The sequence below is a fragment of the Pontibacter sp. H249 genome (assembly GCF_037892465.1).
Classification (GTDB): domain Bacteria; phylum Bacteroidota; class Bacteroidia; order Cytophagales; family Hymenobacteraceae; genus Pontibacter.
Map to the genome: position 1 here is coordinate 371666 of NZ_JBBKTR010000003.1, position 23442 is coordinate 395107.

At 43.9% G+C, this 23442-nt stretch carries 22 protein-coding genes; 11 read left to right on the forward strand and 11 right to left on the reverse strand.

Annotation, left to right across the window (positions count from 1 at the left end; all coding sequences use genetic code 11):
- Position 1 precedes the first annotated feature (1 nt).
- Complete coding sequence (locus WG943_RS06390) at positions 2-1261, forward strand: serine hydrolase domain-containing protein (protein ID WP_340407583.1); 1260 nt, start codon at positions 2-4, stop codon at positions 1259-1261.
- Between the two features lie 492 nt (positions 1262-1753).
- On the forward strand, positions 1754-4381 hold the full coding sequence (locus WG943_RS06395; RefSeq protein WP_340407584.1) for a DUF5686 and carboxypeptidase regulatory-like domain-containing protein: 2628 nt from the start codon (positions 1754-1756) through the stop codon (positions 4379-4381).
- Between the two features lie 323 nt (positions 4382-4704).
- On the opposite strand, the gene WG943_RS06400 is transcribed toward WG943_RS06395, so the two are convergent.
- From WG943_RS06400 to WG943_RS06410, 3 genes are read right to left on the reverse strand one after another with little or no spacing between them, the layout of a single operon-like run.
- Positions 4705-5307 (reverse strand): hypothetical protein, encoded by a 603-nt coding sequence (locus tag WG943_RS06400; RefSeq protein WP_340407585.1) that lies wholly within the window; start codon positions 5305-5307, stop codon positions 4705-4707.
- Entirely contained in the window at positions 5294-5785 is a 492-nt protein-coding gene (locus WG943_RS06405) for an RNA polymerase sigma factor (RefSeq protein WP_340407586.1), read from the reverse strand. Before WG943_RS06405 ends, WG943_RS06400 begins: the two co-directional genes overlap by 14 nt.
- 2 nt (positions 5786-5787) lie before the next feature.
- Complete coding sequence (locus WG943_RS06410; RefSeq protein WP_340407588.1) at positions 5788-6633, reverse strand: alpha/beta fold hydrolase; 846 nt, start codon at positions 6631-6633, stop codon at positions 5788-5790.
- 322 nt (positions 6634-6955) lie between these two features.
- On the opposite strand from WG943_RS06410, the gene WG943_RS06415 reads away from it, so the two are divergent.
- A complete protein-coding gene (locus WG943_RS06415) occupies positions 6956-7300 on the forward strand; it encodes a T9SS type A sorting domain-containing protein (RefSeq protein WP_340407589.1) in 345 nt (114 codons plus the stop codon).
- Between the two features lie 67 nt (positions 7301-7367).
- On the opposite strand, the gene WG943_RS06420 is transcribed toward WG943_RS06415, so the two are convergent.
- Positions 7368-7541 (reverse strand): hypothetical protein, encoded by a 174-nt coding sequence (locus tag WG943_RS06420; RefSeq protein ID WP_340407591.1) that lies wholly within the window; start codon positions 7539-7541, stop codon positions 7368-7370.
- An 88-nt stretch (positions 7542-7629) separates the two neighbouring features.
- Positions 7630-9024, reverse strand: coding sequence for an arginine decarboxylase (locus WG943_RS06425; RefSeq protein ID WP_340407592.1), 1395 nt, complete (start codon positions 9022-9024; stop codon positions 7630-7632).
- 175 nt (positions 9025-9199) lie between these two features.
- On the opposite strand from WG943_RS06425, the gene rocF reads away from it, so the two are divergent.
- From rocF to WG943_RS06450, 5 genes are all read left to right on the forward strand, one after another.
- A complete protein-coding gene (gene rocF / locus WG943_RS06430) occupies positions 9200-10171 on the forward strand; it encodes an arginase (protein WP_340407594.1) in 972 nt (323 codons plus the stop codon).
- Positions 10171-11961, forward strand: coding sequence for an arginine--tRNA ligase (gene argS / locus WG943_RS06435; protein WP_340407595.1), 1791 nt, complete (start codon positions 10171-10173; stop codon positions 11959-11961). The genes rocF and argS overlap by 1 nt, the downstream gene beginning before the upstream one ends.
- Before the next feature lie 75 nt (positions 11962-12036).
- Positions 12037-12630 carry a glutathione peroxidase gene (locus tag WG943_RS06440; protein ID WP_445323621.1) on the forward strand — a complete coding sequence of 198 codons (594 nt, stop codon included), beginning with the start codon at positions 12037-12039 and terminating at the stop codon, positions 12628-12630.
- A 46-nt stretch (positions 12631-12676) separates the two neighbouring features.
- Positions 12677-13612, forward strand: coding sequence for a 1,4-dihydroxy-2-naphthoate polyprenyltransferase (locus WG943_RS06445; protein WP_340407596.1), 936 nt, complete (start codon positions 12677-12679; stop codon positions 13610-13612).
- A gap of 205 nt (positions 13613-13817) precedes the next feature.
- Positions 13818-15116 carry a T9SS type A sorting domain-containing protein gene (locus tag WG943_RS06450; protein WP_340407597.1) on the forward strand — a complete coding sequence of 433 codons (1299 nt, stop codon included), beginning with the start codon at positions 13818-13820 and terminating at the stop codon, positions 15114-15116.
- Positions 15117-15185: 69 nt separating this feature from the next.
- On the opposite strand, the gene WG943_RS06455 is transcribed toward WG943_RS06450, so the two are convergent.
- The 4 genes from WG943_RS06455 to WG943_RS06470 all read right to left on the reverse strand — a co-directional run bounded on the left by WG943_RS06455 (position 15186) and on the right by WG943_RS06470 (position 17671).
- The gene (locus WG943_RS06455; protein WP_219878646.1) at positions 15186-15512 is read right to left on the reverse strand and encodes a HesB/IscA family protein; all 327 of its coding nucleotides are present in this window, start codon (positions 15510-15512) and stop codon (positions 15186-15188) included.
- 13 nt (positions 15513-15525) lie between these two features.
- Positions 15526-15933: a hypothetical protein gene (locus tag WG943_RS06460; RefSeq protein WP_340407599.1), complete on the reverse strand. Its 408-nt coding sequence runs from the start codon at positions 15931-15933 to the stop codon at positions 15526-15528.
- Between the two features lie 12 nt (positions 15934-15945).
- Positions 15946-16359: a Fe-S cluster assembly scaffold IscU gene (gene iscU, locus WG943_RS06465; protein WP_187068641.1), complete on the reverse strand. Its 414-nt coding sequence runs from the start codon at positions 16357-16359 to the stop codon at positions 15946-15948.
- A gap of 97 nt (positions 16360-16456) precedes the next feature.
- Positions 16457-17671, reverse strand: coding sequence for an IscS subfamily cysteine desulfurase (locus WG943_RS06470; RefSeq protein ID WP_340407600.1), 1215 nt, complete (start codon positions 17669-17671; stop codon positions 16457-16459).
- Positions 17672-17789: 118 nt separating this feature from the next.
- On the opposite strand from WG943_RS06470, the gene mce reads away from it, so the two are divergent.
- From mce to WG943_RS06485, 3 genes are all read left to right on the forward strand, one after another.
- The gene (gene mce, locus WG943_RS06475; RefSeq protein WP_340407601.1) at positions 17790-18191 is read left to right on the forward strand and encodes a methylmalonyl-CoA epimerase; all 402 of its coding nucleotides are present in this window, start codon (positions 17790-17792) and stop codon (positions 18189-18191) included.
- A gap of 78 nt (positions 18192-18269) precedes the next feature.
- Entirely contained in the window at positions 18270-18842 is a 573-nt protein-coding gene (locus WG943_RS06480) for an L-threonylcarbamoyladenylate synthase (protein WP_340407602.1), read from the forward strand.
- Positions 18843-18971: 129 nt separating this feature from the next.
- Positions 18972-20429 carry a CCA tRNA nucleotidyltransferase gene (locus WG943_RS06485; protein ID WP_340407603.1) on the forward strand — a complete coding sequence of 486 codons (1458 nt, stop codon included), beginning with the start codon at positions 18972-18974 and terminating at the stop codon, positions 20427-20429.
- 133 nt (positions 20430-20562) lie between these two features.
- On the opposite strand, the gene WG943_RS06490 is transcribed toward WG943_RS06485, so the two are convergent.
- Entirely contained in the window at positions 20563-23052 is a 2490-nt protein-coding gene (locus WG943_RS06490; protein ID WP_340407604.1) for a PspC domain-containing protein, read from the reverse strand.
- On the reverse strand, positions 23049-23393 hold the full coding sequence (locus WG943_RS06495; RefSeq protein WP_340407605.1) for a PadR family transcriptional regulator: 345 nt from the start codon (positions 23391-23393) through the stop codon (positions 23049-23051). Before WG943_RS06495 ends, WG943_RS06490 begins: the two co-directional genes overlap by 4 nt.
- Positions 23394-23442 lie beyond the last annotated feature (49 nt).

Below are 23442 nucleotides of genomic sequence, written 5' to 3' on the forward strand. Positions count from 1 at the left end.
TATGAAGAAGTTATTTTCACTTGTAGTTATCTCTTTTATAGTTACTTCCTGTAGCACGACAAAGAGTTTGCACTCAAGGGAGTTTGTGCAAACTCAACAAGAGTTAACAGATAAGTTGACCCAAATAAGTAAAACAGCCAGTTTCAACGGCTTTGGCGTAGCTTTAGTCAACGATAAAGAGGTTTTGTACCAAAACGGTTTTGGGATATCTAACATCAAGACAAGCGCCAAGTATACGGAAAATACAGTTCAGAATATTGCCTCTGTCTCTAAGACTGTCATTGGCCTTGCCGTTCTGAAAGCGCAGGAACTAGGCAAACTTAACTTAGATGATACAGTCAGTAAATATCTGTCCTTCAACGTGTTCAATCCAAAATTCCCGGAGGTCCCCATCACTATCCGGCACCTGGTAACGCACACGTCTTCTATAGTAGACACAGAAGAATACCTTACCAGAAATGTGGTACTGAGAGACACAGTTAATTTGGCTAATAACCTTAACATAGACATTTCGCCAACAAAGTTTAATCCTCCATCAACTAAAATTCCCTTAAAGGATTTCTTAAAATACCTGCTTGATACCGGAGGAGAATGGTACTCGAAAGAAGCTTTCTCAAAAAAGAAGCCTGGTAGTACTTATGAATATTCAAATGTTGGGACTTCTCTTGCTGCACTAGTTTTAGAGAAAGCAGTAGGCACTACTTATGGTAAGTTTACTACACAATATATTTTGCGCCCTTTGAAGATGAATTCGTCGGGCTGGAGTTTTGATGCAATTGATTTCTCAAACTATTCCCCCACTTATCAGGATAAACAAACATCATACCCCTACTACTCACTTATTGGGTATCCGGACGGAGGACTGCTAACCACAAGCTCAGACATGAGTAAGTATACCTTGGAACTCATAAAAGGGTATTATGGCAATGGAACCCTACTTTCTGAGCAGAGTTACAGAGAATACTTTACACCACAGCTAACGGCAGAAAACTTCATAAACAGGAGCTCCAGCGAATGCAGCGACGAGTATAATATAGGAATTACAATGGGGTTTGGTTCTACAGGTAATTTCGGGCATACCGGTGGCGACCCTGGAATGTTTTCTGTGATTTGGTTTTTCAGAGACAAAAGAATGGGTAGGTATTTTATAGTTAATACGGATTGGGATTCTAAATCATCAGGTAAAGACCAGAAAGCGATCTATGATTTGCTCGACGAATATTATATGAAGTTAGATAGCTTGAGCAAAGCAACAAAGTAGTACCGCACCTAATAGCGGCTACAAAGTTTTAAAAGGCTTATTGGCCCAACTATTAAACAAAACTGTAATCACGAAGATAAGTATGTCCATCAAGGTGAAATCTCTTGGAGAGACATTATTGTTTTGGACGCTAACGAATTAGAAGGGCCTTTAGCAATTCCCCTCTAACCACCCTACCCGGAGTAAATTATTTTATTGCAAAAGCAACCTTTCTTTAAGGTATGGCATCTTCATTTATATATTGTTATTAAGGTATATACTTATATCTTTGAAGATAAGCTCAATTTACTCCTATGAAAACTTTTCTTAATACATACTCCCTTCGCATACTCAACGCTGTTGCTGTTGAACAACCTCCTAATAGAGAATCTCTAATGCTATAACACCGTTCTATAGCCAAATCTGAGCCAACTGCTGCCGCATGATATAAAAGCACCAGCAGTAGCCGCTCATAGCCTGTATGTATACTTCATCACCTTTATATTACTGCGCATGTCTAGCAACTCGATTAAGGGCCTTCTATTATTTATACTTTTTATACTTCAGATTCCGGTTTTTGCCCAGGGCATCAGGGGCACCATTAAGAGCCGCAGCGGAGAGCCTTTGCCTTTTGCTTCGGTATTTATTACTAACCTTAACAACGGCTCGTCGAGCAACGCCAACGGGCAGTACGAGATTAAACTGCCAGCTGGTACACATACTATTGTAGTAAAGTATATTGGCTTTGAGGCGCAGCAGGTGCAGGTAGAGGTAAAGGACGGTTGGGTGCAGCGCGATTTTACGTTAGGGGAGCAGTCGTTTGCCCTGAAGGAGGTGCAGGTAAAAGGCAAGGGCGAGGACCCTGCCTACACCATTATGCGTAAGGCTATCGCCAAAAAGAAGTACCACCTGCTGCAGTACGACAGCTATCAGATGAAAGTATACGTGAAGGGTACTGGTGAACTGACCAATGCACCGTTCTTCCTGAAGAACAAGCTGAAGGAGGAGGGCGTGAAGCTGAACGAGGCTTATACCCTGGAGTCGGTGAGTGAGATAAAGTTTGCGCAACCGAATAAGTTTGACGAAAAGGTAATCTCCATCCGTACTTCCGGCGACAACAAAGGCTCTGTTTCGCCGATGACCTTTGTGAGCCAGAGTTTCTATAATGATAAAGTGGTGGAGATGGTGTCGCCGCTGGCCCGGACCGCTTTTGGGTACTATAAGTTTCAGTACGAAGGCAGCTTCAGGGAAGGCAACATCGATGTGAACAAGATAAAAGTAACCCCGCGCTCCCGTGGCGACAATGTGTTTGAAGGATATATCTACATCATCGAGAACTACTGGGCCATCCACAGCCTCGACCTAAAAACAAGTATGATGGGCTTCCCGATAAGGGTGAAGCAAACCTATGCCGAGGTAGCGCCAACTGTCTGGTTGCCTACTACACAGCAGTTTAACTTCTCTGGTAAGGTAATGGGCTTCGGCGGTGAGTTTAAGTACCTGGCATCCTGCTTCGATTACAAAGTACAGCTAAATACAAAGCTGGTGGCGCCGAAAGAGATAATTGATGAGAAGGTGGAGGATGTACCGGAAGCTATTGCCGCTATTAAGCCTGCCAAGGATGGGACAAATTTAGAGAAACTGGCCAACCAGGATAAACTCACACGTAAGCAGTTCCGGCAGATGATGGCCGGTTATGAAAAGGAGGCTGAGAAAGATCAGAAAGAGCCCGAAGTAATTTCGGAGCGAAGCTATAAAGTAGACACACTTGCCACTAAACGTGATGCAGCTTACTGGGAAACGATACGCCCGGTGCCGCTAAGCCAGAAAGAGGTAAAGGGTTATCAACGCGACGATTCGTTGGCGCAGGTAAAGTCGGCGATGCTGACAGGTAAAGACTCTACCAATGTTATAAAAAAGAAAAAGTTTAACCCCACACACATTGTTATGGGTGGAAGCTACAATCTCTCTCCCAGAACAAGATTATACTTAGAGCCTGCCTTAGCCAACACCTACTACAATACAGTAGAGGGTTTTAATGTAAATGTAGGCGCGCGCCTGCGTCACCAGTACGATAGCTTGCGCCGCTCTTTTGAGTTTGCGCCAACGTTGCGCTATGGTTTCTCAAGCGAAGACTTTTATGGCAAGGCGCGCGTGTCGCATCAGGTTAAGCAAGCCGGTAAATCGCGCTTACTTTACTTAGACGGTGGCAAATTTGTGTCGCAGTTTAGTGATGAAGATCCTATCCACCCGCACATCAACACGCTAAGTACGCTACTGTTCCGCCGCAACTACATGAAGATCTATGAAAAAACGTATGCCCAACTGGGATATGAGTACAAGCCATCGGCATGGCTTAAAGTGAACGGTAATGTGGAGTGGGCGCAGCGAAACCAGCTCTTCAATACGACTAACTATAGTTTGCTTTATTCTGATGAGAAAAGAACCTTTACACCAAGCCTGCCAAACAATATTGAGCTGGAGGATACTGCCTTTCCGGAGCATGAGGCGCTTGTGCTGGAGGCAAATGTTAGCTATAGGCCGGTGCAGAAATACCGCATCTACAACGGCCGCAAAACTCCTTTGCTAACCAACTCACCGGAACTGCTGCTGATGTACCGCAAAGGTATTTCAGGTGTGCTAGGAAGCGATGTAGATTTCGACCAGGTGCAGGTGGGCATTAACCACGGCTTTACATTTGGGGTACGAGGCAGCCTGGAGTTTGAGTTGCGTGCAGGAACCTTCCTCAACAACAGCAGCATGTACTTTATGGACTATCACCACTTCGACGGCAACCGCACCATACTTAGCAGCCTGAAACCAGCCGGTTCGTTCCGCCTCCTCGACTACTACCAGTATAGTACTAACAGCAGCTACTTTTCTGGCCATACGCACTATAAGTTCCGTAAGTTCCTGCTCACACAGCTACCGCTGGTACGCGCTACCGGCATCCGGGAAAATGTGTTCTTCAACTACCTTAAAACGCAGCACTCGCCGCACATTTACGAAGTAGGTTACTCTCTTGATAACGTGTTCCGGATTATGCGTGTAGAGGCAGCTGCCATGTTCAACAACGGTAAATTCCAGGAAGTGGGACTAAGGATTGGGTTCTCTTCGCTTTTCCAGTTTAACGCAATGTAAAAACTAAAGCGGTGGTATTGGGTTAAGTATAAACCAGCCACCAAAGTAGAACGCGAGTTTATACTTTAGTGTGTGTAGTTGAAGGATGTACGAAAAGTATAACTGAGCCAATAAATTAAAAAAGCAGCGATTGGCACCTTGTGAAAGGCCAACCGCTGCTTTTTAAATAAGTAACCAATAGTACCCGTAAATTGAGTTTTAGGTTAAAAAAGTTTTGCAAGAGTAGTAAATCCTGACAATCTGCTCTAATACTTCTTTTAGTAATTAAATTAGCCTGTTGTTCGGTAGTTATTCATTATCATTTGTTAGCTTCTCATCAACAGTTATTCAGTAAACTGTCTTTCCAGTTGCTTTAGCTCCTGAATCATACTTTCAATTCTCTTCCTTTCCTTTTTCAGAAGCCGCCTGCCCATAAAGAAATAGGCAAAAATCATCCATCCAAAGTAAATTATACCAAATCCTAGTAGAAATTGAGCGGATGCACCTGCCATTACTTCTATAAAGTATAAACCGAGCGCAAGGTTCAGGAGGATAAAGTATAGCGGTTTGTTCCATCTCAGTAGTTTTTTCCGAAAGGCGTAATATACTTCCCACTGACTTAGGTGCTGCTTTGGTACTGCGGTCTCATCGATCTGCTTTACCTGTTGGTAAGTATAGAACATGATAGCAGCCTGTGCCAGGCATAAAGCACTGACCAATGCCATTGCCCCATAAGTATACCAGTGCTCAAAATTAAAATTACCCCAGATAGCTAAGGCCGCAATAAAAACAGCTGTAAGTACAAGGCATACAGAGCCCTTTAGCTGTTCGTTTTGTAGCTTCTGTTTAGTTTGTGTAGCGGCCTTGTTAGTGTCAGGTGTATAGTTGGCAAACTGCTTTGGAGTTTCTTGCTGCCATAAATGTTTAAGTTCATCAAACTCTTGCATAGCTATTGAATATCTCTGTTAGTTGTTTTTTTATCCTGTGAATCTTCACTCTCAAGTTGTTCTCTGACATGCCTGCAATTGAGGCAATATCTTCGTAAGGCAGCTCCTCCAGCACCATCGAAATAATAAGCCTGTCTGTTTCTGGTAATTTGCTTATGCTTTTATAGAGCAGTTGCACGTTGTTTTCCTCGTTGTCCTCTTCCGCAGCCAAGTTGTGTAGTGCATCAGCATCAACTTTTTGAGGCTTAGTTTTTTCCTTGCGGAGGTACAGCAGGCAGGAGTTTACGGCTACCCGGTAGATCCAGGTGCCCCAGCTGGCTTCGCCTCTGTACTTGGGCATGTTGTTCCAAACCGCCATAAACGACTCCTGCAAAAGGTCTTCTGCTTGTGCTGCAGAACCTGTGTAGCCAAGACACAGCTTCCGGATACCAGGAGCGTACTGTTTGTACAGTTGCGTAAAAGTTTCTTGCTGCGTCATACTTACTTCAGGAAGGTATCTATCTCAGCGTTAAACCATTGGGGCTGGTCATACATAATAAAGTGCTTGCTGTCGGCTACATGTATGGTTTTGTTCTGCAATTTGTTGTACTGCTCGTTTAAGATGCGATAGCTGTTCTCTTTAGTCTGATAAATGCTGCCCAATACCAGTACTGGCTGCTTTATTGCCGCTATCTGCTCTCGTAAATCAGTTGTAGATATTTCGACCAGGGTAAGTCCGAGCGTTTTTCGGTCGCTTTTAAATTGCCAGGTTGCTATTTGGCGTGCTCTTAAACTGTCTTCTACCTGTGCTTTCATGGCCTGGGCTGTTCTGTCTATAAAACCCTCTGTGGGTAACGATTCGAAATTCTTAACCACTTGTTCCGGGTTCATGTAAGGGTTGCTTTTCATGGCCGCTGCCGTTACGCTTGGATCTCTCATAGCTGATATAAAGGGCACACCATCTACGCAAATTACTTTCCCAAATAAATCAGGTGCTTCGCTGCTTGCCCATAGGCTTAGAAAGGCACCGAGGCTATGGCCCATTAAGATAGGCTTTTTTAGTTTGTTCTGCTTTACATAGCTTATTAGTTCGTTTTTAACCGTCTGCAGAATAGGAGTATCTATAGCGGGTGCTCCGGCAAAGCCAGCCAAAGTAAGTATATGGCACTCATACTTGTCTTTGAGATGTTCAACAGTTTCTTGCCATACTTCGCCGCTGCAGCTATAGCCCGGAATGAGTAGCATAGGTTTGCCTTTGCCGATTACCTGCACCTGAAATGCTTTGTTCTGTGCAAAGGCTGTAGCTATGCAGAAAAATGTCAGTACTAAAGTAAATGCCTTTTTCATAAGTGATACAATTAAGTGTTTGTTTTAATTTATATCCCTTTGATGCACGACACACGCAATTATTACAGTTGTCTAAAAATAAATTGTAAAATATTTCTAGAGCTTTGGGAGATTAATCTTTTCAGCTCATCATAGTAACCTGCTTTCTATTTAAAGTGAGAAGCATGACTCTCACATAACAAACCCAAAGTACTACACCTGATAAACCAATACTTGTATTGGCAGGGACTACAGGAAATCTGGGTAGTCAGAGAGTATGTTGCTATAACCAAACCCCACAAACAATTAGCTACAGGTTTCGCTGTCATTAGACGCAGGAGTAGTGCAGGAGCTGAGGCTATTGAATATGAAGGGGCAGACAGTCTTAAGAAAGAGCATTTCTGGTTTGGCCGGCGAATTTAATGAGGCTCTTGACCTTATGAGGTTTGGACATGGTGTATACCTGCTTCAGATAATTACAGATAGTGGTAATGTGACCAAGCGGTTAGTGCAGAATATCGTTGAAACACTAATGTATGGATCAGTTATTAGTTTGTCGATTTATGAATCAATGCTTAAAAATGACTTTGCAGTATGGGTTTGTACCCTTAGCTCAATAGAAATGATAGCCTTGAACATTGCTTTCTTTTCAGGAGGTAATTCTACGAGCTTTAAACAAGAAACTTAATTGCCGATAAAAACAAAAAAACCGGCCAATGAGCCGGTTTTATTATTTTTATGCAGACAGCAATCAATTAGCCGTTTGCGCGCTGAACTTCAACGGTGGTTTTGTTAGATGCCGATACTTTAACCTTCTCTTTAGCAGCCTCGTTTTCCAGCTGACCTAAGTTATAGTTATAAGCTGGGCAGTACGTTTTGCAAGATGCCATTGCCAGGCATAGAGCACCGAATACTAATAACTTCTTCATATTACTGTTGTTTTGGGAATTGAGATCAAAAATATAACTTTTCAATTAAAAGCCAAAGACACTTACTAAAAACATCGTTTCTACAAAGTTATACTTCGTAGCCAAGTATCTTCAACATTGATTCATAAGTTTGTTCCGGTGCAAATTGCCAGGTTTTTAAGTTCCCCTCCTCGTCTCTATCTACGAGGATGTGCTGCGGCGATGGTATTAAACAATGCTTTATACCGCCATAACCACTTAATTGTTCTTGATATGCTCCTGTATGAAAGAAACCAATGTATAATGGCTCGTTTTTAGGGATTTTTGGTAAAAATACCTGGAACGAGTGCATCTCTGAGTTATAGTAGTCCTGGCTATCGCAGGTCATGCCGCCAAGCTGTATCTTACGGTATGATTTATCCCAATGGTTCACGGCAAGTAATGGCCAGCGTTGGTTTAGTGCCCATGCATCTGGCAGGTTCGTGATAAACGAGCCATCAATCATGTACCATAACTCTTTGTCGTTCTGTAGCTTCTCGTCAAGTATAGAGTATATGTTGGCTGCGCTTTCGCCTACCGTAAAAATACCGAACTCAGTAAAAATATTTGGTTCCGGAACACCCTCATCTTTACAAATACGCTTAATCGTACGCAGAATTTCTTCTACCATGTACGCGTAGTTATAATCTGCCTGTATAGAGGTTTTAATCGGGAAGCCTCCGCCAATATCAATCGTATCCAGCTCAGGGCATACTTTCTTTACTTCGGCATACTTATGTACAAAACGGCTAAGCTCAGACCAGTAGTACGATGTATCCTTAATACCTGTGTTGATAAAGTAGTGCAGCATCTTCAGCTCAAATCTGTCGTCCGGCTTTATCTGCTGCTCATACAGGTCTATCACATCATTGTAGCGCACACCCAGGCGCGAAGTATAAAACTCAAACTTAGGTTCCTCGTCGGAGGCCAGGCGTATACCTACTTTGGTCTTGTTTTTAACGTTCTCTTTGTAATAGTCTATCTCGCCCAGGTGGTCAAGTATAGGCATACAGTTTACAAAGCCATCGTTTATCAAATCAGTTATCCACTCACGGTAGCGCTTGCGCTTAAAACCGTTACAGATAATGTAGGTGTTCTTGTCTATCTTACCCTTCTTGTACAGCGAACGCACAATCTGCATGTCGTAACCAGAAGAGGTCTCGATATGAATATTGTTCTTAAGCGCCTCTTCCAGCACAAATGAGAAATGCGATGCCTTGGTGCAGTAGCAATAAGTATACGTGCCTTGGTAATCTAATTTCTCGATAGCCTCGTTAAACAGGCGCTTGGCACGCTGAATCTGAGAACTAATCTTTGGCAAGTATGTTAATTTTAAAGGAGTTCCATATTGCTTGATAATGTCCATTAGCGGAATGCCATTAAACAGGAGCTCATTATTCTCTACCTGGAATTCGTCTGTCGGGAAGTCGAAAGTTTGGTGAATCAGGTCGGTATATTTATCCATTCTGTGGTGGTGTAGTAAGAAAACATGCAATATTGATTGTATTTTACCATCTTTGCAAAAACTTTGTTCAGATTATGTGAAACGTTCATTAATTTATTTTAATCACACCCATTTAAGTGTGAAAAATAAATAGGTGAGCTTTGCATGTGGGCCGATAAGATCAAAAAACTAACACATGAAAAAAATCAAACTGATAGAAGTAAAGTCTGAGTTAGGTGCCGGAACACGCGGTGCAAGTATGGGCGTTGATGCCCTGCGCGTAGCCTGCTGGGACAAAGGCTGTGATTATTTTAAGCGCTTTAACTCTATTGGCGTACCGGACCTTAATTATACATTGTTTGATAAGGATGTGTTCCCAAACGCACACCGAATCGATAGCATCCTGACAGTACAAAAGAACATCGCCAACGCTGTAGAGCAGACCATTGATATGGGAATGTTCCCGCTAGTGCTTTCCGGAGATCACTCTAATGCACACGGCACCATAGCAGGTATAAAAGCAGCCCATCCAGATAAAACATTAGGCGTGATATGGGTAGATGCCCATGCCGATATACATTCTCCTTATACTTCGCCTTCTGGCAACGTGCACGGCATGCCATTGGCCATGGCTCTGAACCTGGATAACCTGGACCGCCAGATTAACGAACCGGAGCCGGAGACGATTTTCTTCTGGAACTCTTTAAAAAAACTGGGATATAACGGGCCAAAGCTAAAGCCGGAGCACCTGGTATACATTGTGGTGCGCGACACCGAAGAACCGGAAGATTACCTTATCCAGAAACACGGCATTAAGAATTTTACGTATGCTGAGTTTGTGAAAAAAGGTGCAGAGCAGGTTGCTGCCGAGGCACTTGGCCGCCTGAAAGACTGTGATATTATTTATGTGTCGTTTGACGTGGACAGCCTGGACTCGAAGTTCTCTAAAGGAACGGGTACCCCGGTAGAGGTGGGGCTTACGGTGCAGGAGGCGAAAGACCTTAACTACCACCTGTTGCAGGACCCGCGCATTGTGTGTTACGAGATGACAGAAATCAACCCGACATTAGACACCGAAAACACGATGGCCGAGAACGCCTTCGATATACTAGAGACAGCTACAGAGGCTATCTTGTTCCGAGAATCTAAAAGTACAGCCATACATTAATGCAATTACAATACGCCATTAGCCAAAGCATAAGCCAGGCGCTGCAAGCTTTGTTCAATATTACGGTTGATGCCTCGCAAATTGCCCTGCAGCCTACGCGCAAGGAGTTTGCCGGCTCTTTCACCTTCGTTACTTTTCCTTACACCAAGCAGGTGGGCAAAGGCCCTGAGCAAATTGGCCAGGCGCTGGGTGAGTACCTGAAGGAGAACGCAAAAGAGATCAGAGACTTTAACGTGGTAAAGGGCTTCCTGAACTTGGAAGTTGAGGATACAGAATGGCTGGAGTTATTCCGTGACCTAATGCAGAATCCAGACTTTGGGCAGGCAGAGGCAAGCGGCCGTAATGTAATGGTAGAGTACTCATCGCCGAACACAAACAAACCGCTGCACCTGGGGCACCTGCGCAACAACTTCCTGGGCTACTCTGTGGCCGAGATACTGAAAGCGAACGGGCATGAGGTGATGAAGGTGAACCTGGTAAACGATCGTGGTATACATATTTGCAAGTCGATGCTGGCTTACGAAAAGCTGGGTAACGGCGAAACACCAGAAAGCAGCAGCATTAAAGGCGACCATTTAGTAGGTAAATACTACGTGCTGTTCGATAAGGGCTATAAAGAGCAGATCGATGAGCTGGTAGCGCAGGGCATGGAGAAAGAGGAGGCGAAGAAAAAAGCCCCTTGGATGCTGGAAGCACAGGACATGCTGTTAAAGTGGGAGCAGGGCGACGAGCACGTGGTAAATCTTTGGAAAACCATGAACAGCTGGGTATACGCCGGCTTCGACCAAACGTACCGTACCATCGGCGTTGACTTTGATAAGTTCTATTACGAATCCGAGACATATACTTTAGGTAAGGCGCGCGTAGAGGAGGGCCTGCAGAAGGAGGTGTTCTTCAAAAAAGAGAACGGCTCTGTATGGGTTGATTTAACTGACGAAGGCCTGGACGAGAAGCTGCTTTTAAGAGCTGACGGAACTTCTGTATACATAACGCAAGACCTGGGCACGGCTGAGCTAAAGTATAACGACTTTCCATACGATCAGTCGGTGTATGTAGTGGCTGATGAGCAGAATTATCATTTCCAGGTACTGAAGGCTGCACTAAAGAAACTGGGCAAACCTTATGCTGATGGCATTTTCCACCTGTCTTACGGCATGGTAGACCTTCCTTCGGGCAAGATGAAATCTCGTGAGGGCACAGTAGTAGATGCTGATGAACTGGTGCAGGAAATGATCGACACGGCACGCCAGCAAACTGAGGAACTTGGCAAGATAGAAGGTTTTACACCGGAGCAGGCGAAGGAACTGTATCATACGTTGGCAATGGGTGCGTTGAAATACTTCTTGTTAAAAGTAGACCCGAAAAAACGCATGTTGTTCAACCCGCAGGAGTCTATTGATTTCCGTGGCAATACCGGTCCATTTGTGCAATATACCCATGCCCGAATCTCAGCTATACTTCGCAAAGCCAGTGAGTTGGGAATTGGTGTTGACGTAGCCGCATTTGATACTATCGAGAAATTGCATGAAACAGAGCAGGAGGTTATTACACAACTGGTAAACTATCCGGCTGTTGTGAAAGAGGCTGCTAATCTATATGCACCTTCTGTAATCGCTAACTATGCTTATGAGTTGGCAAAAGCTTACAACCGCTTCTATCAGGAGATTTCCATTTTTAACGAAACTGACGAGCAGGCTCGCAGCTTCCGTATTGCTTTATCGGCAATGGTAGCACGTATGATTCGCCAGAGCATGGGGCTGCTAGGCATAGAGGTGCCGGAGCGTATGTAGTGTAATATTTAGTCTCTTTATAACTAAAACAAAAAGTATAACCTGCTGTTTCTGCATAAGTATAACTAAACTCAAATGAACAAAAACATTGCTTTCTTAACTGCGGCTGCTTTAATGGCATTTTCTGCCTGTAAAGAGCCAAACAAGGCAACTAAATCAACTGAAACTATGGCAACAGAAACAGCATCAAACACCGCAACCAAAAGCGATTTCTATACTTTTAAGATGGAGTCGCTGGGGGGTAAAGAAATTGACTTCTCGCAGTATAAAGGCAAAAAAGTATTATTGGTAAATACTGCGTCTGAATGTGGTTTTACACCGCAGTATGAGGACCTGCAGAAGCTGAACGAGCAGTACAATGATAAAGTGGTGATACTTGGTTTCCCGGCAAACAACTTTGGTGGCCAAGAGCCTGGTAGCAGCGAAGAAATTGCTAGCTTCTGCCAGAAAAACTATGGCGTAACGTTCCAGATGTTTGATAAAATATCTGTAGCAGGAGAAGATAAACACCCGCTTTATACTTGGTTAGCGCAAAATGCACCTAATAACGAAGAGCCTAACTGGAACTTCTGCAAGTATCTTGTTAACGAAAACGGAGAAGTAGTAGCTTTTTTCCCTTCTAAGGCAAAGCCTATGGGAGAAGAAATTCTGGCAGCTATTCAGAAGTAATTTTATCTTGCCGTAACAAATCAATCTCGGCAAACAAATTTATACTTTGAACAACACATCACAGAACATATCACAAAATCCAGGTCTGGTAAAGGCCTGGATTTCGGCTTTTAGGCCGCGTACTTTACCTCTTGCGTTATCTTGTATTGGCATGGGGGGCTTTATGGCAGCTGCGAATGGCTACTTTAACGGGCTTATAGTAGCACTTTGTGTGCTAACGACTTTGTTCCTGCAAATACTCTCTAACCTAGCCAACGACTATGGCGATACCAAACACGGTGCAGACAGCGAACACCGTGAAGGTCCTATGCGTGCGGTGCAGGCAGGCCACATTAAAGCCGAGCACATGAAAACGGGTATGGTGGTATTTAGCATACTTTCGTTGGTTTCCGGATTGCTATTGCTTTGGGTAGCATTTGGTACAGATGGTATGCTGCTGTTTATACTTTTCCTTACCCTTGGGTTGGCCTCTATATGGGCAGCAATCAACTACACAGCCGGAGATAAACCTTATGGTTATGCTGGCTTGGGAGATGTGTTTGTGTTTGTGTTTTTTGGTTTGGTTGGCGTGTTGGGCACCTATTATTTGCAAGCGCAGCAGCTACAGCCTTTGGTTATACTTCCGGCTTTAGTCTGTGGGTTCTTCTCTACAGCTGTTCTTAATGTGAATAACATTCGGGATATAAAATCTGATACACTAGCAGGTAAGAATTCAATTCCGGTTAGATTAGGGCCTGTAAAAGCGCGTATGTACCATTTTATACTTTTGGCCGGTGGTGTGTTGAGTGCGGCAGTTTACGTGGCCATGAATTTCTATAGCTATTGGCAGCTGCTGTTTCTAATTGCCTTGCCATTGGTTATAGTTAATGGTTTAAATGTATGGCGCAAGCAGAGCTCTAAAGAACTTGACCCATACTTAAAGCAAATGGCTATAACTACGCTGCTGTTCGTGCTGCTTTTCGGGATGGGGCAAGTGCTGTAACTATAATTGTAATCTATATACAAGGCCTGTTCTTTAAGTAGAGCAGGCCTTTTTATTTACCGGCTTTTAAACTATAACTATTTCGCTAAATAAATTTTGAGTGTTGAACTTTATTAAGAATCCAAAAGTTGGTGCAATAATCTGAAGTAGCATCTGGCAGGTTAAAATATTAATGCATCTAATTTTTTCTCGCTCTTTCTAAGGTATGAAACACAAATTTACGCTGTTTAAAAAGGTTTTTGGGAGTATCATGCTGATAGGGTTATTCTCTAGCTCTATCGCTGTGGCACAGGTAAGTATGAGCAAGTATAATACTTACTACAGCCAGAATTTCGATGGGCTGCCTAGTAATTCCAATGGCACCTGGGTGAGTGGTACTGAGTATTTTACAGGTTGGAGACTGCATAGGACCAAGCCTGACCTTAACGCCCTTGTAGTTGGCGCAGGATCCTGGAATGCTGGTAATCTCTATAGCTATGGTGAATCTAACTTAACAGATAGAGCACTGGGTGCGTTAGGATCTGCAACAGCAGGTGAATTTGCTTATGGCTTGCTACTTCAGAATAATACTGGCAGCAATATTATGTCGCTTGACATAAATTATGTTGGTGAACAGTGGCGAACAGGCAATAGAACAACCGGTATTCATCATATAACGTTCTGGTATGCCATAAGCAGCGATAAAAACTCCTTTAACTTATGGCCTTCGGGCGATCAAGGCTGGACGAAAGTGAATGAGCTTACCTTCTACTCTCCGGTTTATCATACAGCAGGAATGGCGCTGAACGGTAATGCTGCCGAGAACAGGAGAATGCTTTTCCATACTTTAGCAGTTAATATTCCAGCCGGGCATTACATCATGCTGCGCTGGAAAGATGCAGATGAACCAGAAGCGGACCACGGTTTGGCCATAGATGATGTTAGCCTTACATGGAGAACAGATGCGGGTTCAGGACCGACAATCATGCCAATTGAGCTTAAAAACTTTAAGGCTACCACAAAAGCAGATAAAGTAGAATTGTACTGGGAGACTGCTTCCGAAAAAAACAATGATCACTTTTTAATTGAGCGAAGTACTGACGGGCGTGTTTTTGAAGGTATAGGTCTTATAAAGGGTGCAGGTACCTCACATCGGGTTACTACATATAATTTCTCAGATCAACAGCCCTTAAGCGGTATATCTTATTATAGATTAAAGCAAGTAGATGAAGATGGTACTTATACTTATTCTCGCCTTGTAAGCATTTCCAAGGTTGTGTCTGAAGCTGATGTGCAGGTTTATCCTACTATGGCCACGCATAATTTAAATGTACTGCTGCCTCAGGCGCAGAAGTATAGTAGAGCAGTAGTAGTAGATGTAATGGGAAAACAACTGCTGCAGGCTTCTTTAACCGGTGAGGCTGAACAAAGTATAAATATAAGTGCTTTGAGCAGTGGTATGTATGTGCTAGTGCTGCAGGATGCTAAAGGAAACAAAATCACCAAGCGCTTTAAGAAAGTATAAAGCTAGTGACATAAAACAGGAAGGGCTGCTAAAGTATAGCAGCCCTTCCTGTTTTATGTGGATTTGATTTTATACCGAGAAGCTGTCGCCGCAGCCACAGGTACGCGATGCATTAGGGTTGTTAAAGTAGAAGCCTTTACCGTTCAAGCCGTCCGAGAAGTCAAGTTCGGTGCCGGCTAAGTATAAAAAGCTCTTCATGTCCACTACTACTTTTACGCCTTTGTCCTCAAACTCCTGATCCATGGGTTTTACCTCATCATCAAAATCGAGTTTATACGAAAGGCCAGAGCAGCCGCCACCCGCAACAGAAGCGCGCAAACGGAAGGTGTCGTCCAGCTGTGCATCCTGCTTCAGCTTTATTACTTTCTCTTTTGCTTTATCTGATACTGTGATCATAATATTTTATTTTTTAGGAGACCGGATTAAGCACAACACTGAAAACGGTAATTGTGTTCATATCGCGGCCATAGTATAACTTATCAAGTGCCTCATACATATTACGCGCCCTGAAATAAGATGTCTGCAACTCTTTGTCGTCGCGGGCCATCCATTGCACGGTGTACGAGCTCTCTTTATCGCGGTAACTCTGAACATAGTCCAGCATTTTACGCAGCACATCCACTTTATCGTAACCTGTTTCGGAGTGGAACAGAAACGATTGCTGGTGGCGCGGGTTTACCGTGATCAGGTCGAGGCGCAGCTTGTTGTCTATTTGCCTGAATTCAAAAAGCAGACTGTTGCCACTTATACCTAAATGGTTCTCAATCTGCTTCTGAATACGTGCACTTTCTACGTGCACATCCGTGCTTGACTCCATTGAGTCTCGTTTTTAGTGGTGAGACTTAGGCAGCTCTAAAGCTGGTAAACCATTCTTTACTCTGTAGTCGTTGATGGCAGTTTTAATCGCATCTTCGGCCAATACAGAGCAGTGAATTTTAACCGGCGGCAATGCCAGCTCTTCCACGATGTCCATGTTGTCGATAGATAATGCCTCGTCTACAGTTTTGCCTTTCAACCACTCTGTTGCCAGCGAAGAAGAAGCGATAGCAGAACCACAACCAAATGTTTTGAACTTAGCGTCAGTGATTACCTGGTTCTCGTCTACCTCAATCTGAAGGCGCATTACGTCGCCGCACTCAGGGGCACCAACAAGGCCAGTACCAACGTTGTTTTTAGATTTATCAAGCGTACCTACGTTACGTGGGTTGCTATAATGATCAATTACTTTATCTGAATAAGCCATAGCTTTTGTTAATTACGAATTATAAATTTTTAACTATAGATGAATTAGAAACTACGAACAACTTATAATTCATAATTTCTAATTCATAATTAAAGTCCTAGTGTTCTGCCCACTCAATTGTGTCCAGGTCTATACCTTCTTTAAACATTTCCCACAGTGGAGACAGTTCACGAAGTTTGTGTACAGCTTCTTTTACGTGGTCAATGGCGAAGTCAATCTCCTCGTCAGTTGTGAAACGGCTTAAACCGAAACGCAGTGAAGAGTGCGCCAGGTCGTCGCTCAAGCCTAAGGCCTTCAGTACATAAGATGGCTCCAGGGAGGCAGACGTACAGGCAGAACCAGAAGATACTGCCAGATCTTTCACACCCATCATCAAACCTTCACCTTCTACATACTTAAACGAGATATTAGATACATGTGGCAGGCGGTGCTCCACAGAACCGTTTACATAAGACTCCTCAATCGTAAGAAGCTCTTTCTCCAAACGGTCACGCATAGCTGCGATACGCTTTGTATCAGACTCCATATCTTGCTTTGCGATCTCGGCTGCTTTGCCTAAACCAACAATGCCAGGCACGTTAAGCGTACCAGAACGCATACCGCGCTCATGGCCACCACCGTCCATTTGGGCTGTAACTTTAACACGTGGGTTCTTACGGCGTACGTAAAGCGCACCTACACCCTTAGGGCCGTACATTTTATGAGCCGAGAAAGCCATCAGGTCAATGCCGTCAGCTTCTACGTCTACAGGTATTTTACCAACTGCCTGCGTAGCATCTGTAAAGAATAAAATGCCGTGCTTCTTAGCAATGGCAGAAATCTCACGGATTGGCTGAATCACGCCAACCTCGTTATTAGCATACATTACAGAGATAAGAATTGTCTTATCTGTAATGGCTTCTTCCAACTGCTTCAGGTCAACAAGGCCTTCTGCGTTAACTGGAAGGTACGTTACTTTGCCGCCAAGCTTCTCGATGTGCTTACACGTATCAAGAACAGCTTTGTGCTCTGTGGTAAGTGTAATTACATGGTTGCCTTTAGAAGCATACATTTCGAACACACCTTTGATAGCAAGGTTGTCCGACTCCGTAGCTCCAGACGTAAAGATGATTTCTTTTGGAGAACAATTGATCAAAGAAGCGATCTGCTCGCGAGCATAATCAACTGCCTCTTCGGCATGCCAGCCAAAAGCGTGGTTACGAGAAGCAGCGTTACCAAACATTTTTGTCATGTAAGGCAGCATAGCGTCCAGCACACGCGGGTCTAATGGCGTTGTGGCGTTGTTATCCAGGTATATCGGTAATGTTAGCATATAAATCGATTTTCTCTACTTTTTGTCCTGTTATCTAAACAGTTTAAAGAAATTATTAGTTTTGAATCGGATGCAAAATTAACAAAAAAACCTTACTTAGACTAATTACAAACTCAAAATGAAAAACGTAGAACATATAGGAATAGCGGTTAAAAATTTTAGTGAGGCAAACGGTTTATACTTTAAACTTTTAGGGGTAGGGCCTTACAAAACTGAATTTGTAGAATCGGAAAACGTAAACACCTCTTTCTTTAGAGTAGGCGGCACTAAAATAGAATTACTGGAGGGTACAACCCCTGATAGCGCCATAAGTAAGTTTATAGAAAAGCGCGGCGAAGGCATACACCACATTGCCTTTGAAGTTGAAGATATCTATAAAGAGATGGAGCGCCTGAAGAACGAAGGATTTACGCTGTTGAATGAGCAACCCAAAAAAGGAGCCGACAATAAGTTTGTTTGTTTCGTACACCCAAAGAGCGCCAACGGTGTGCTAGTGGAACTAACGCAGGAGATACGGTAAATTGCTGATTGTTAATTTTTTGTTTTCATTATCAATCAATGATTAACAAGTAGCAATAGACAATTAACTATTAAAACTATGAGCCAATTAGTAAAAGAGATACAGGCCGCTGAGGAAGAAGTTATACTTGGCAACGTTATACTTTACCCCACTGATACAGTATGGGGCATTGGCTGTGATGCTGAAAATGCCGAAGCTGTAAGAAAGATTTTCAAGATCAAGGAAAGGGAAGAGTCAAAATCGATGATCCTGCTGATGGCAGACCTCGACATGCTGAAGCACTACGTTGAGGAAGTGCCAGCCGAATTGAAAAAGCTGATCGAAGAGCAGGAGAGGCCTACTACGTATGTGTTATCGGGTGCCATCAACCTGCCAAAAGAGGTAATGGCAGAGGACGGAAGTATAGCAGTACGTATTACAAAAGATGAGTTCAGCCACCGGCTGGTGCGCCAGATAGGCAGGCCTTTGGTTTCTACATCAGCCAATATTAGTGGGCAGGGTACGGCAGCTTCTTTTAAAGACATTTCCGAAAGTATAAAAGAGCGGGTAGACCATGTAGTGCGCTGGCGTCAGGAAGAAGAGGTAGATGCCAAACCATCGCGGATCGTTAAAATAGAAGCAAACGGCGCTCAGAAAGTACTACGCGATTAATGTGCAGTACTATAGTCTGCAAGTAGCCATTTGTGTAATTCGTGATTCTTAATTCGTAATTGCCATAGCATTACCTTATTTTTGCACCTCAGGCCGCGAAACTGTAGCCTGAGGTGTTTGCTTTTACTGATGGATAAAATAAAATTACCGGAACATTCCATATTTGAGGTTGTAGCTGAGGCTGCTGCTGAACTAGGTGTAGATGCCTATGTAATTGGAGGTTTCGTGCGCGACCTGGTTCTAAAAAGGCCTTCTAAAGATATTGATGTTGTATGTGTGGGAGATGGCATTGCATTGGCAACGGCTGTAGCGCTAAAGCTTCCGCACAGGCCTAAAGTATCCATCTTTAAAAACTTTGGTACTGCCATGCTCCGCGACCACGACTGGGAAGTAGAGTTTGTAGGAGCCCGTAAAGAATCGTACCGGGAGCACTCACGCAAACCGGAAGTAGAAAACGGCACATTAGATGATGACCTGAAACGTCGCGATTTTACTATAAATGCCTTAGGCATCAGCCTGAACAAGCAAAACTATGGCGAGCTGATAGATGAGTTCGACGGATTAAAGGACATGAAGCGCCAGATTATCCGCACGCCATTAGAACCGGGCATTACCTTTTCAGATGACCCGCTGCGCATGATGCGAGCCATTCGATTTGCCTCTCAGTTGGGCTTTGACATCGACCCAGATACGTTTGATGCTATTATCGATTATAAAGAACGCATCAAGATTGTATCGCAGGAGCGTGTAATTGATGAGTTGAACAAGATCATACTTTCTCCGAAGCCTAGCTACGGCTTTAAGCTGCTGTTCGCCTCAGGGCTGTTGCAACTGATCTTCCCTAAAATGGTAGAGTTGCAAGGGGTGGAGACGATAAACGGCAACACACACAAAGACAATTTTTACCATACGTTGCAAGTGCTGGATAATGTAGCCGAGGTTTCTGATGACCTGTGGTTGCGCTGGGCCGCCATTATGCACGATATTGCCAAACCAGACACCAAACGTTACCACCCAAAGGCCGGCTGGACCTTTCACGGCCACGAAGACCGCGGTGCGCGCATGCTGCCAAAGCTTTTCCGTGACCTGAAGCTGCCCCTGAACGAGCACATGAAATTTGTGCAGAAGCTGGTTAAGCTTCACTTACGGCCAATTGCGCTTGTAAAAGAAACCGTAACAGACTCTGCCATTCGCAGGCTACTGTTTGAGGCCGGCGATGATGTTGATGCCCTGATGAAACTATGTCGGGCCGACATTACCTCAAAAAATGACACCAAGGTAAAACGCTACTTGCAAAACTTTGATAAAGTAGAGAAGCGCCTGATAGAGGTGGAGGAGAGTGATAACCTGCGAAATTTTCAACCAGTGATAACTGGTGAAATTATTATGGAAACCTTCAACCTGATGCCTTCTAAAACAGTGGGCGAACTGAAGGAGGTATTAACAGAGGCTATTTTAGAGGGCAAAGTGAAAAATGAATTCGAGCCTGCGTATACGTTTTTGTTAAGGGAGGGGGAGAAAAGAGGGCTTACTGTTGCCAATATTATTACTCCAGTCGAAGTAAATAAGAGCGAAACCGAAGAATAATTTTTTCTAAAGTATAAAAGCGAGGCTAAGTTTTGCTTTAACACTTAGCCTCGCGGGTACTCTCATCAAACAACTAAACAAACACTATTTTTAAACGAGTTATACTTTGGGTTTAGTATAAGCTGGTTTATACTTATCGTCGCTTTACGCTGCTAGGGCCAGAACTATCGATTGTCGTATTTTTAGGGTTTCCGGAGTACACAATACGACTGGCTCCAGAAGCATCGGCACGCAAGGTTGTGGCTGCGTATACTTCGGCAATACTTGCGCCTGTTACGTCTACATCTACGGTATTAGCTCTTAACCCATTTGCATCTACTTTACCGGCTCCTGTGGCATCTAGCCTAAAGTTATCGGCGCGGCCTGTAAACTTACTAACTGCAGCACCAGAGATCTCAGCACGCAGATCACGCACGTTTACATCGGCTGTGGATTGTATGGCACCTGCAAAATTAATTTTAAGGTTGTCTGTTCTGATTCCAGATATATCAGCTTTAATTGCACCAGATAGATCAATAGTATTAATAGCTGGTGACGTGATCTGGATCAGTACAGGATCTCTGTCTCTGAACAGGTTAATGTTTCTCTCAGAATGCTCAATGCGCAGTTCATCGCCTCGAACGGTGGCTTTCATGTGATTTAGATCACTCCGGTCGCCTCTTACGCGCACATCGTAATTGCTGCCCTGTCGCAGTTGCACATGATACGGCCCGGAAACTACAATTGAATTAAAGTCTCTGAAGTCGAACGTCTGTACATTGCTGCTATACTCGCTTTCGTCTAGTAAAACACCGCCGCTTACTGTTGTTGCATCGTCACTATACGATCCTTCATTGTAGCTGCTGTCTTCTGTGTCCAGCGTATCAGCAGCGCAAGTTAGGCACTCCAGCATATCACCTTTTACCTGCCAGGTGTTGCGTACAATTTTATCTCGGCTGTAGTCCTCTTCGAAAGTGGCCGTTGGTAGCAGGTATGTGAACTCTCGTGTAAGGCGCAGTGGCTTGTTCTTTGGTAGTCTAAGCTCAATATTCAACTCCTGATCGCGGAAAACGGCACCTTCTTTAAATTCATAGCTGTTATCGAACCGAAGCACAGAGTCTTTTTGAACTACCTTGTACGAAATCATGCGGGCATTTTGCTGTGCATCAGCCTCTGTTTTACCTTTAGCCTCAGCGCGCTGTATAATCTGGATGTCGCTTCCGCTTGATTCCTGTACATCGATGTAAATTCTATCATAGTCAAGGTTGGTATCGTAAGCATCCAGTACAAGGATGTTATATCCGCTGGCTGGTACAGTTTGCGTGGTTACAACCTCACCGCTTCTACGGAAGTTGGAGCTGTAGATCATTGCAGTGGCAATTACAGTAAACAAAGCTACCAGCCACACCCCAAACATAGACCAACCAACTATAGGACGCATAATTGTGCGCTTGATAAGCAAGCTGATTGAAAGTATAATCAGCAGCAGCAGTGGGATAAGGCCTACAACAAAACCTGCCACCAGTCCGAGCCTGGGAAAGCCTCCTATGAAAACGGAGGCAGGAAAATCACCTAATGAGAAAGACTGTGGTTCATCAACAACGCCTAAGGAAACAAACAGAGCAGAAAACAAGGCTATGGTAAGGCTGATAGACACAATTAAAAGTATAACTCCTGCTGCCACTCTAACTAGTGTAAGCAATATAGCCAGAACAGGGCCTAACGATCGGCCAAGCCAGCTAAAGATTTGTGAGATAAGCCTGATCGGGAGAAGTATAATCTTAGCCAGCGTTGTTTCGTGGCCATTAGTGTCGCGCATGTTCAGGTTGTCTTTAAGAGAGCGCTCAATTCCTGCCAGCGTTACCGGGTCGCCCTGCATTTGCATACGCTCAGTAAGCGTAACAGCCTCTGGCACAGCTATCCATAGTACAATATAGGCAAGTATGCCAAAGCCTCCCAAAAAGATAAATATTAGGAAAAGGATACGCATAACAGCCACATCCACACCAAAGTACTTGGCAATACCAGAGCAAACACCGGCTATCTTTTTATCCTCAGGGTCACGGAACAGCTTCTTTACATTTGTTTCTGGCAGTGTAGCACTTGGTGGCATGGCTATCCAAAGTATAATGTAAAGTATAATACCAAAGCTGGTTATGCCGCCTGAGAACGGGATGCCTATCACAAGTATAACAAACAGTAACCTGATCCAGACCATGTCGATGCCCAGATAATTGGCTATGCCAGAGCAAACACCGGCTATTACCTTACGGTTAATGTCACGGTAAAGCCTTTTAGAACCGGTAGTGGTGTAGGTTCCGTCTGCTGTGTTATTAGCAGCAGGACCTGTACGTGGCATGTCTTCTTCCAGTAAAGGCTCCTCTACCTCAAAATCTGTCACGTTGCCCATGCGGGTAATCAGATACTGTACATCTTCCTGAGATATAACCTGTTTGCCCGGGTTAAGTCTGGCAGAGAAAATTTCGGCAATACGAGATTCAATATCGGCTATTATCTCTTCGTGCCCCTCATAGTTAGAGAAGTACGTTCTGATAGAAGCCAGGTATCTGCTTAGCTGCTCGTAACCGTCTTCCTCAATGTGGAAAATGATGCCTTGCAAGTTGATACTTATATTCTTTTTCATGACTGCTGCGCTTTCTTGTTTTGGATGATGTATTCTGTGGAGTCAACTAGTTCGTACCAGGTTTGCCTTAGCTCGTTCAGGAACGTTGTTCCGGTTTCGGTGAGGCGATAGTACTTTCGTGGGGGGCCAGAGGTAGATTCTACCCAGCTGTATTCTAGAAGCGACGCGTTCTTCAGGCGGGTGAGGAGCGGGTAGAGCGTACCCTCCACAACGATCATTTTGGCCGCTGTGAGCTCTTCTAACATGTCGGACGCATATACTTCACCACGAGAGATAATCTCCAGGATGCAGAATTCGAGAATTCCCTTCCTCATCTGCACTTGTGTGTTTTCTACTTTCATGATGATTCCGTTATAATGTTGAAGCAAAGATATTAAAAGGTACTATGTA

Excerpts from the sequence above, each read along its gene's own strand:
- WG943_RS06390 (WP_340407583.1), top strand. The coding sequence starts at position 2 with ATGAAGAAGTTATTTTCACTTGTAGTTATCTCTTTTATAGTTACTTCC.
- WG943_RS06395 (WP_340407584.1), top strand. The coding sequence starts at position 1,754 with ATGTCTAGCAACTCGATTAAGGGCCTTCTATTATTTATACTTTTTATA.
- WG943_RS06400 (WP_340407585.1), bottom strand. The coding sequence starts at position 5,307 with ATGCAAGAGTTTGATGAACTTAAACATTTATGGCAGCAAGAAACTCCA.
- WG943_RS06405 (WP_340407586.1), bottom strand. The coding sequence starts at position 5,785 with ATGACGCAGCAAGAAACTTTTACGCAACTGTACAAACAGTACGCTCCT.
- WG943_RS06410 (WP_340407588.1), bottom strand. The coding sequence starts at position 6,633 with ATGAAAAAGGCATTTACTTTAGTACTGACATTTTTCTGCATAGCTACA.
- WG943_RS06420 (WP_340407591.1), bottom strand. The coding sequence starts at position 7,541 with ATGAAGAAGTTATTAGTATTCGGTGCTCTATGCCTGGCAATGGCATCT.
- WG943_RS06425 (WP_340407592.1), bottom strand. The coding sequence starts at position 9,024 with ATGGATAAATATACCGACCTGATTCACCAAACTTTCGACTTCCCGACA.
- rocF (WP_340407594.1), top strand. The coding sequence starts at position 9,200 with ATGAAAAAAATCAAACTGATAGAAGTAAAGTCTGAGTTAGGTGCCGGA.
- argS (WP_340407595.1), top strand. The coding sequence starts at position 10,171 with ATGCAATTACAATACGCCATTAGCCAAAGCATAAGCCAGGCGCTGCAA.
- WG943_RS06440 (WP_445323621.1), top strand. The coding sequence starts at position 12,037 with ATGAACAAAAACATTGCTTTCTTAACTGCGGCTGCTTTAATGGCATTT.
- WG943_RS06450 (WP_340407597.1), top strand. The coding sequence starts at position 13,818 with ATGAAACACAAATTTACGCTGTTTAAAAAGGTTTTTGGGAGTATCATG.
- WG943_RS06455 (WP_219878646.1), bottom strand. The coding sequence starts at position 15,512 with ATGATCACAGTATCAGATAAAGCAAAAGAGAAAGTAATAAAGCTGAAG.
- WG943_RS06460 (WP_340407599.1), bottom strand. The coding sequence starts at position 15,933 with ATGGAGTCAAGCACGGATGTGCACGTAGAAAGTGCACGTATTCAGAAG.
- iscU (WP_187068641.1), bottom strand. The coding sequence starts at position 16,359 with ATGGCTTATTCAGATAAAGTAATTGATCATTATAGCAACCCACGTAAC.
- WG943_RS06470 (WP_340407600.1), bottom strand. The coding sequence starts at position 17,671 with ATGCTAACATTACCGATATACCTGGATAACAACGCCACAACGCCATTA.
- mce (WP_340407601.1), top strand. The coding sequence starts at position 17,790 with ATGAAAAACGTAGAACATATAGGAATAGCGGTTAAAAATTTTAGTGAG.
- WG943_RS06480 (WP_340407602.1), top strand. The coding sequence starts at position 18,270 with ATGAGCCAATTAGTAAAAGAGATACAGGCCGCTGAGGAAGAAGTTATA.
- WG943_RS06485 (WP_340407603.1), top strand. The coding sequence starts at position 18,972 with ATGGATAAAATAAAATTACCGGAACATTCCATATTTGAGGTTGTAGCT.
- WG943_RS06490 (WP_340407604.1), bottom strand. The coding sequence starts at position 23,052 with ATGAAAAAGAATATAAGTATCAACTTGCAAGGCATCATTTTCCACATT.
- WG943_RS06495 (WP_340407605.1), bottom strand. The coding sequence starts at position 23,393 with ATGAAAGTAGAAAACACACAAGTGCAGATGAGGAAGGGAATTCTCGAA.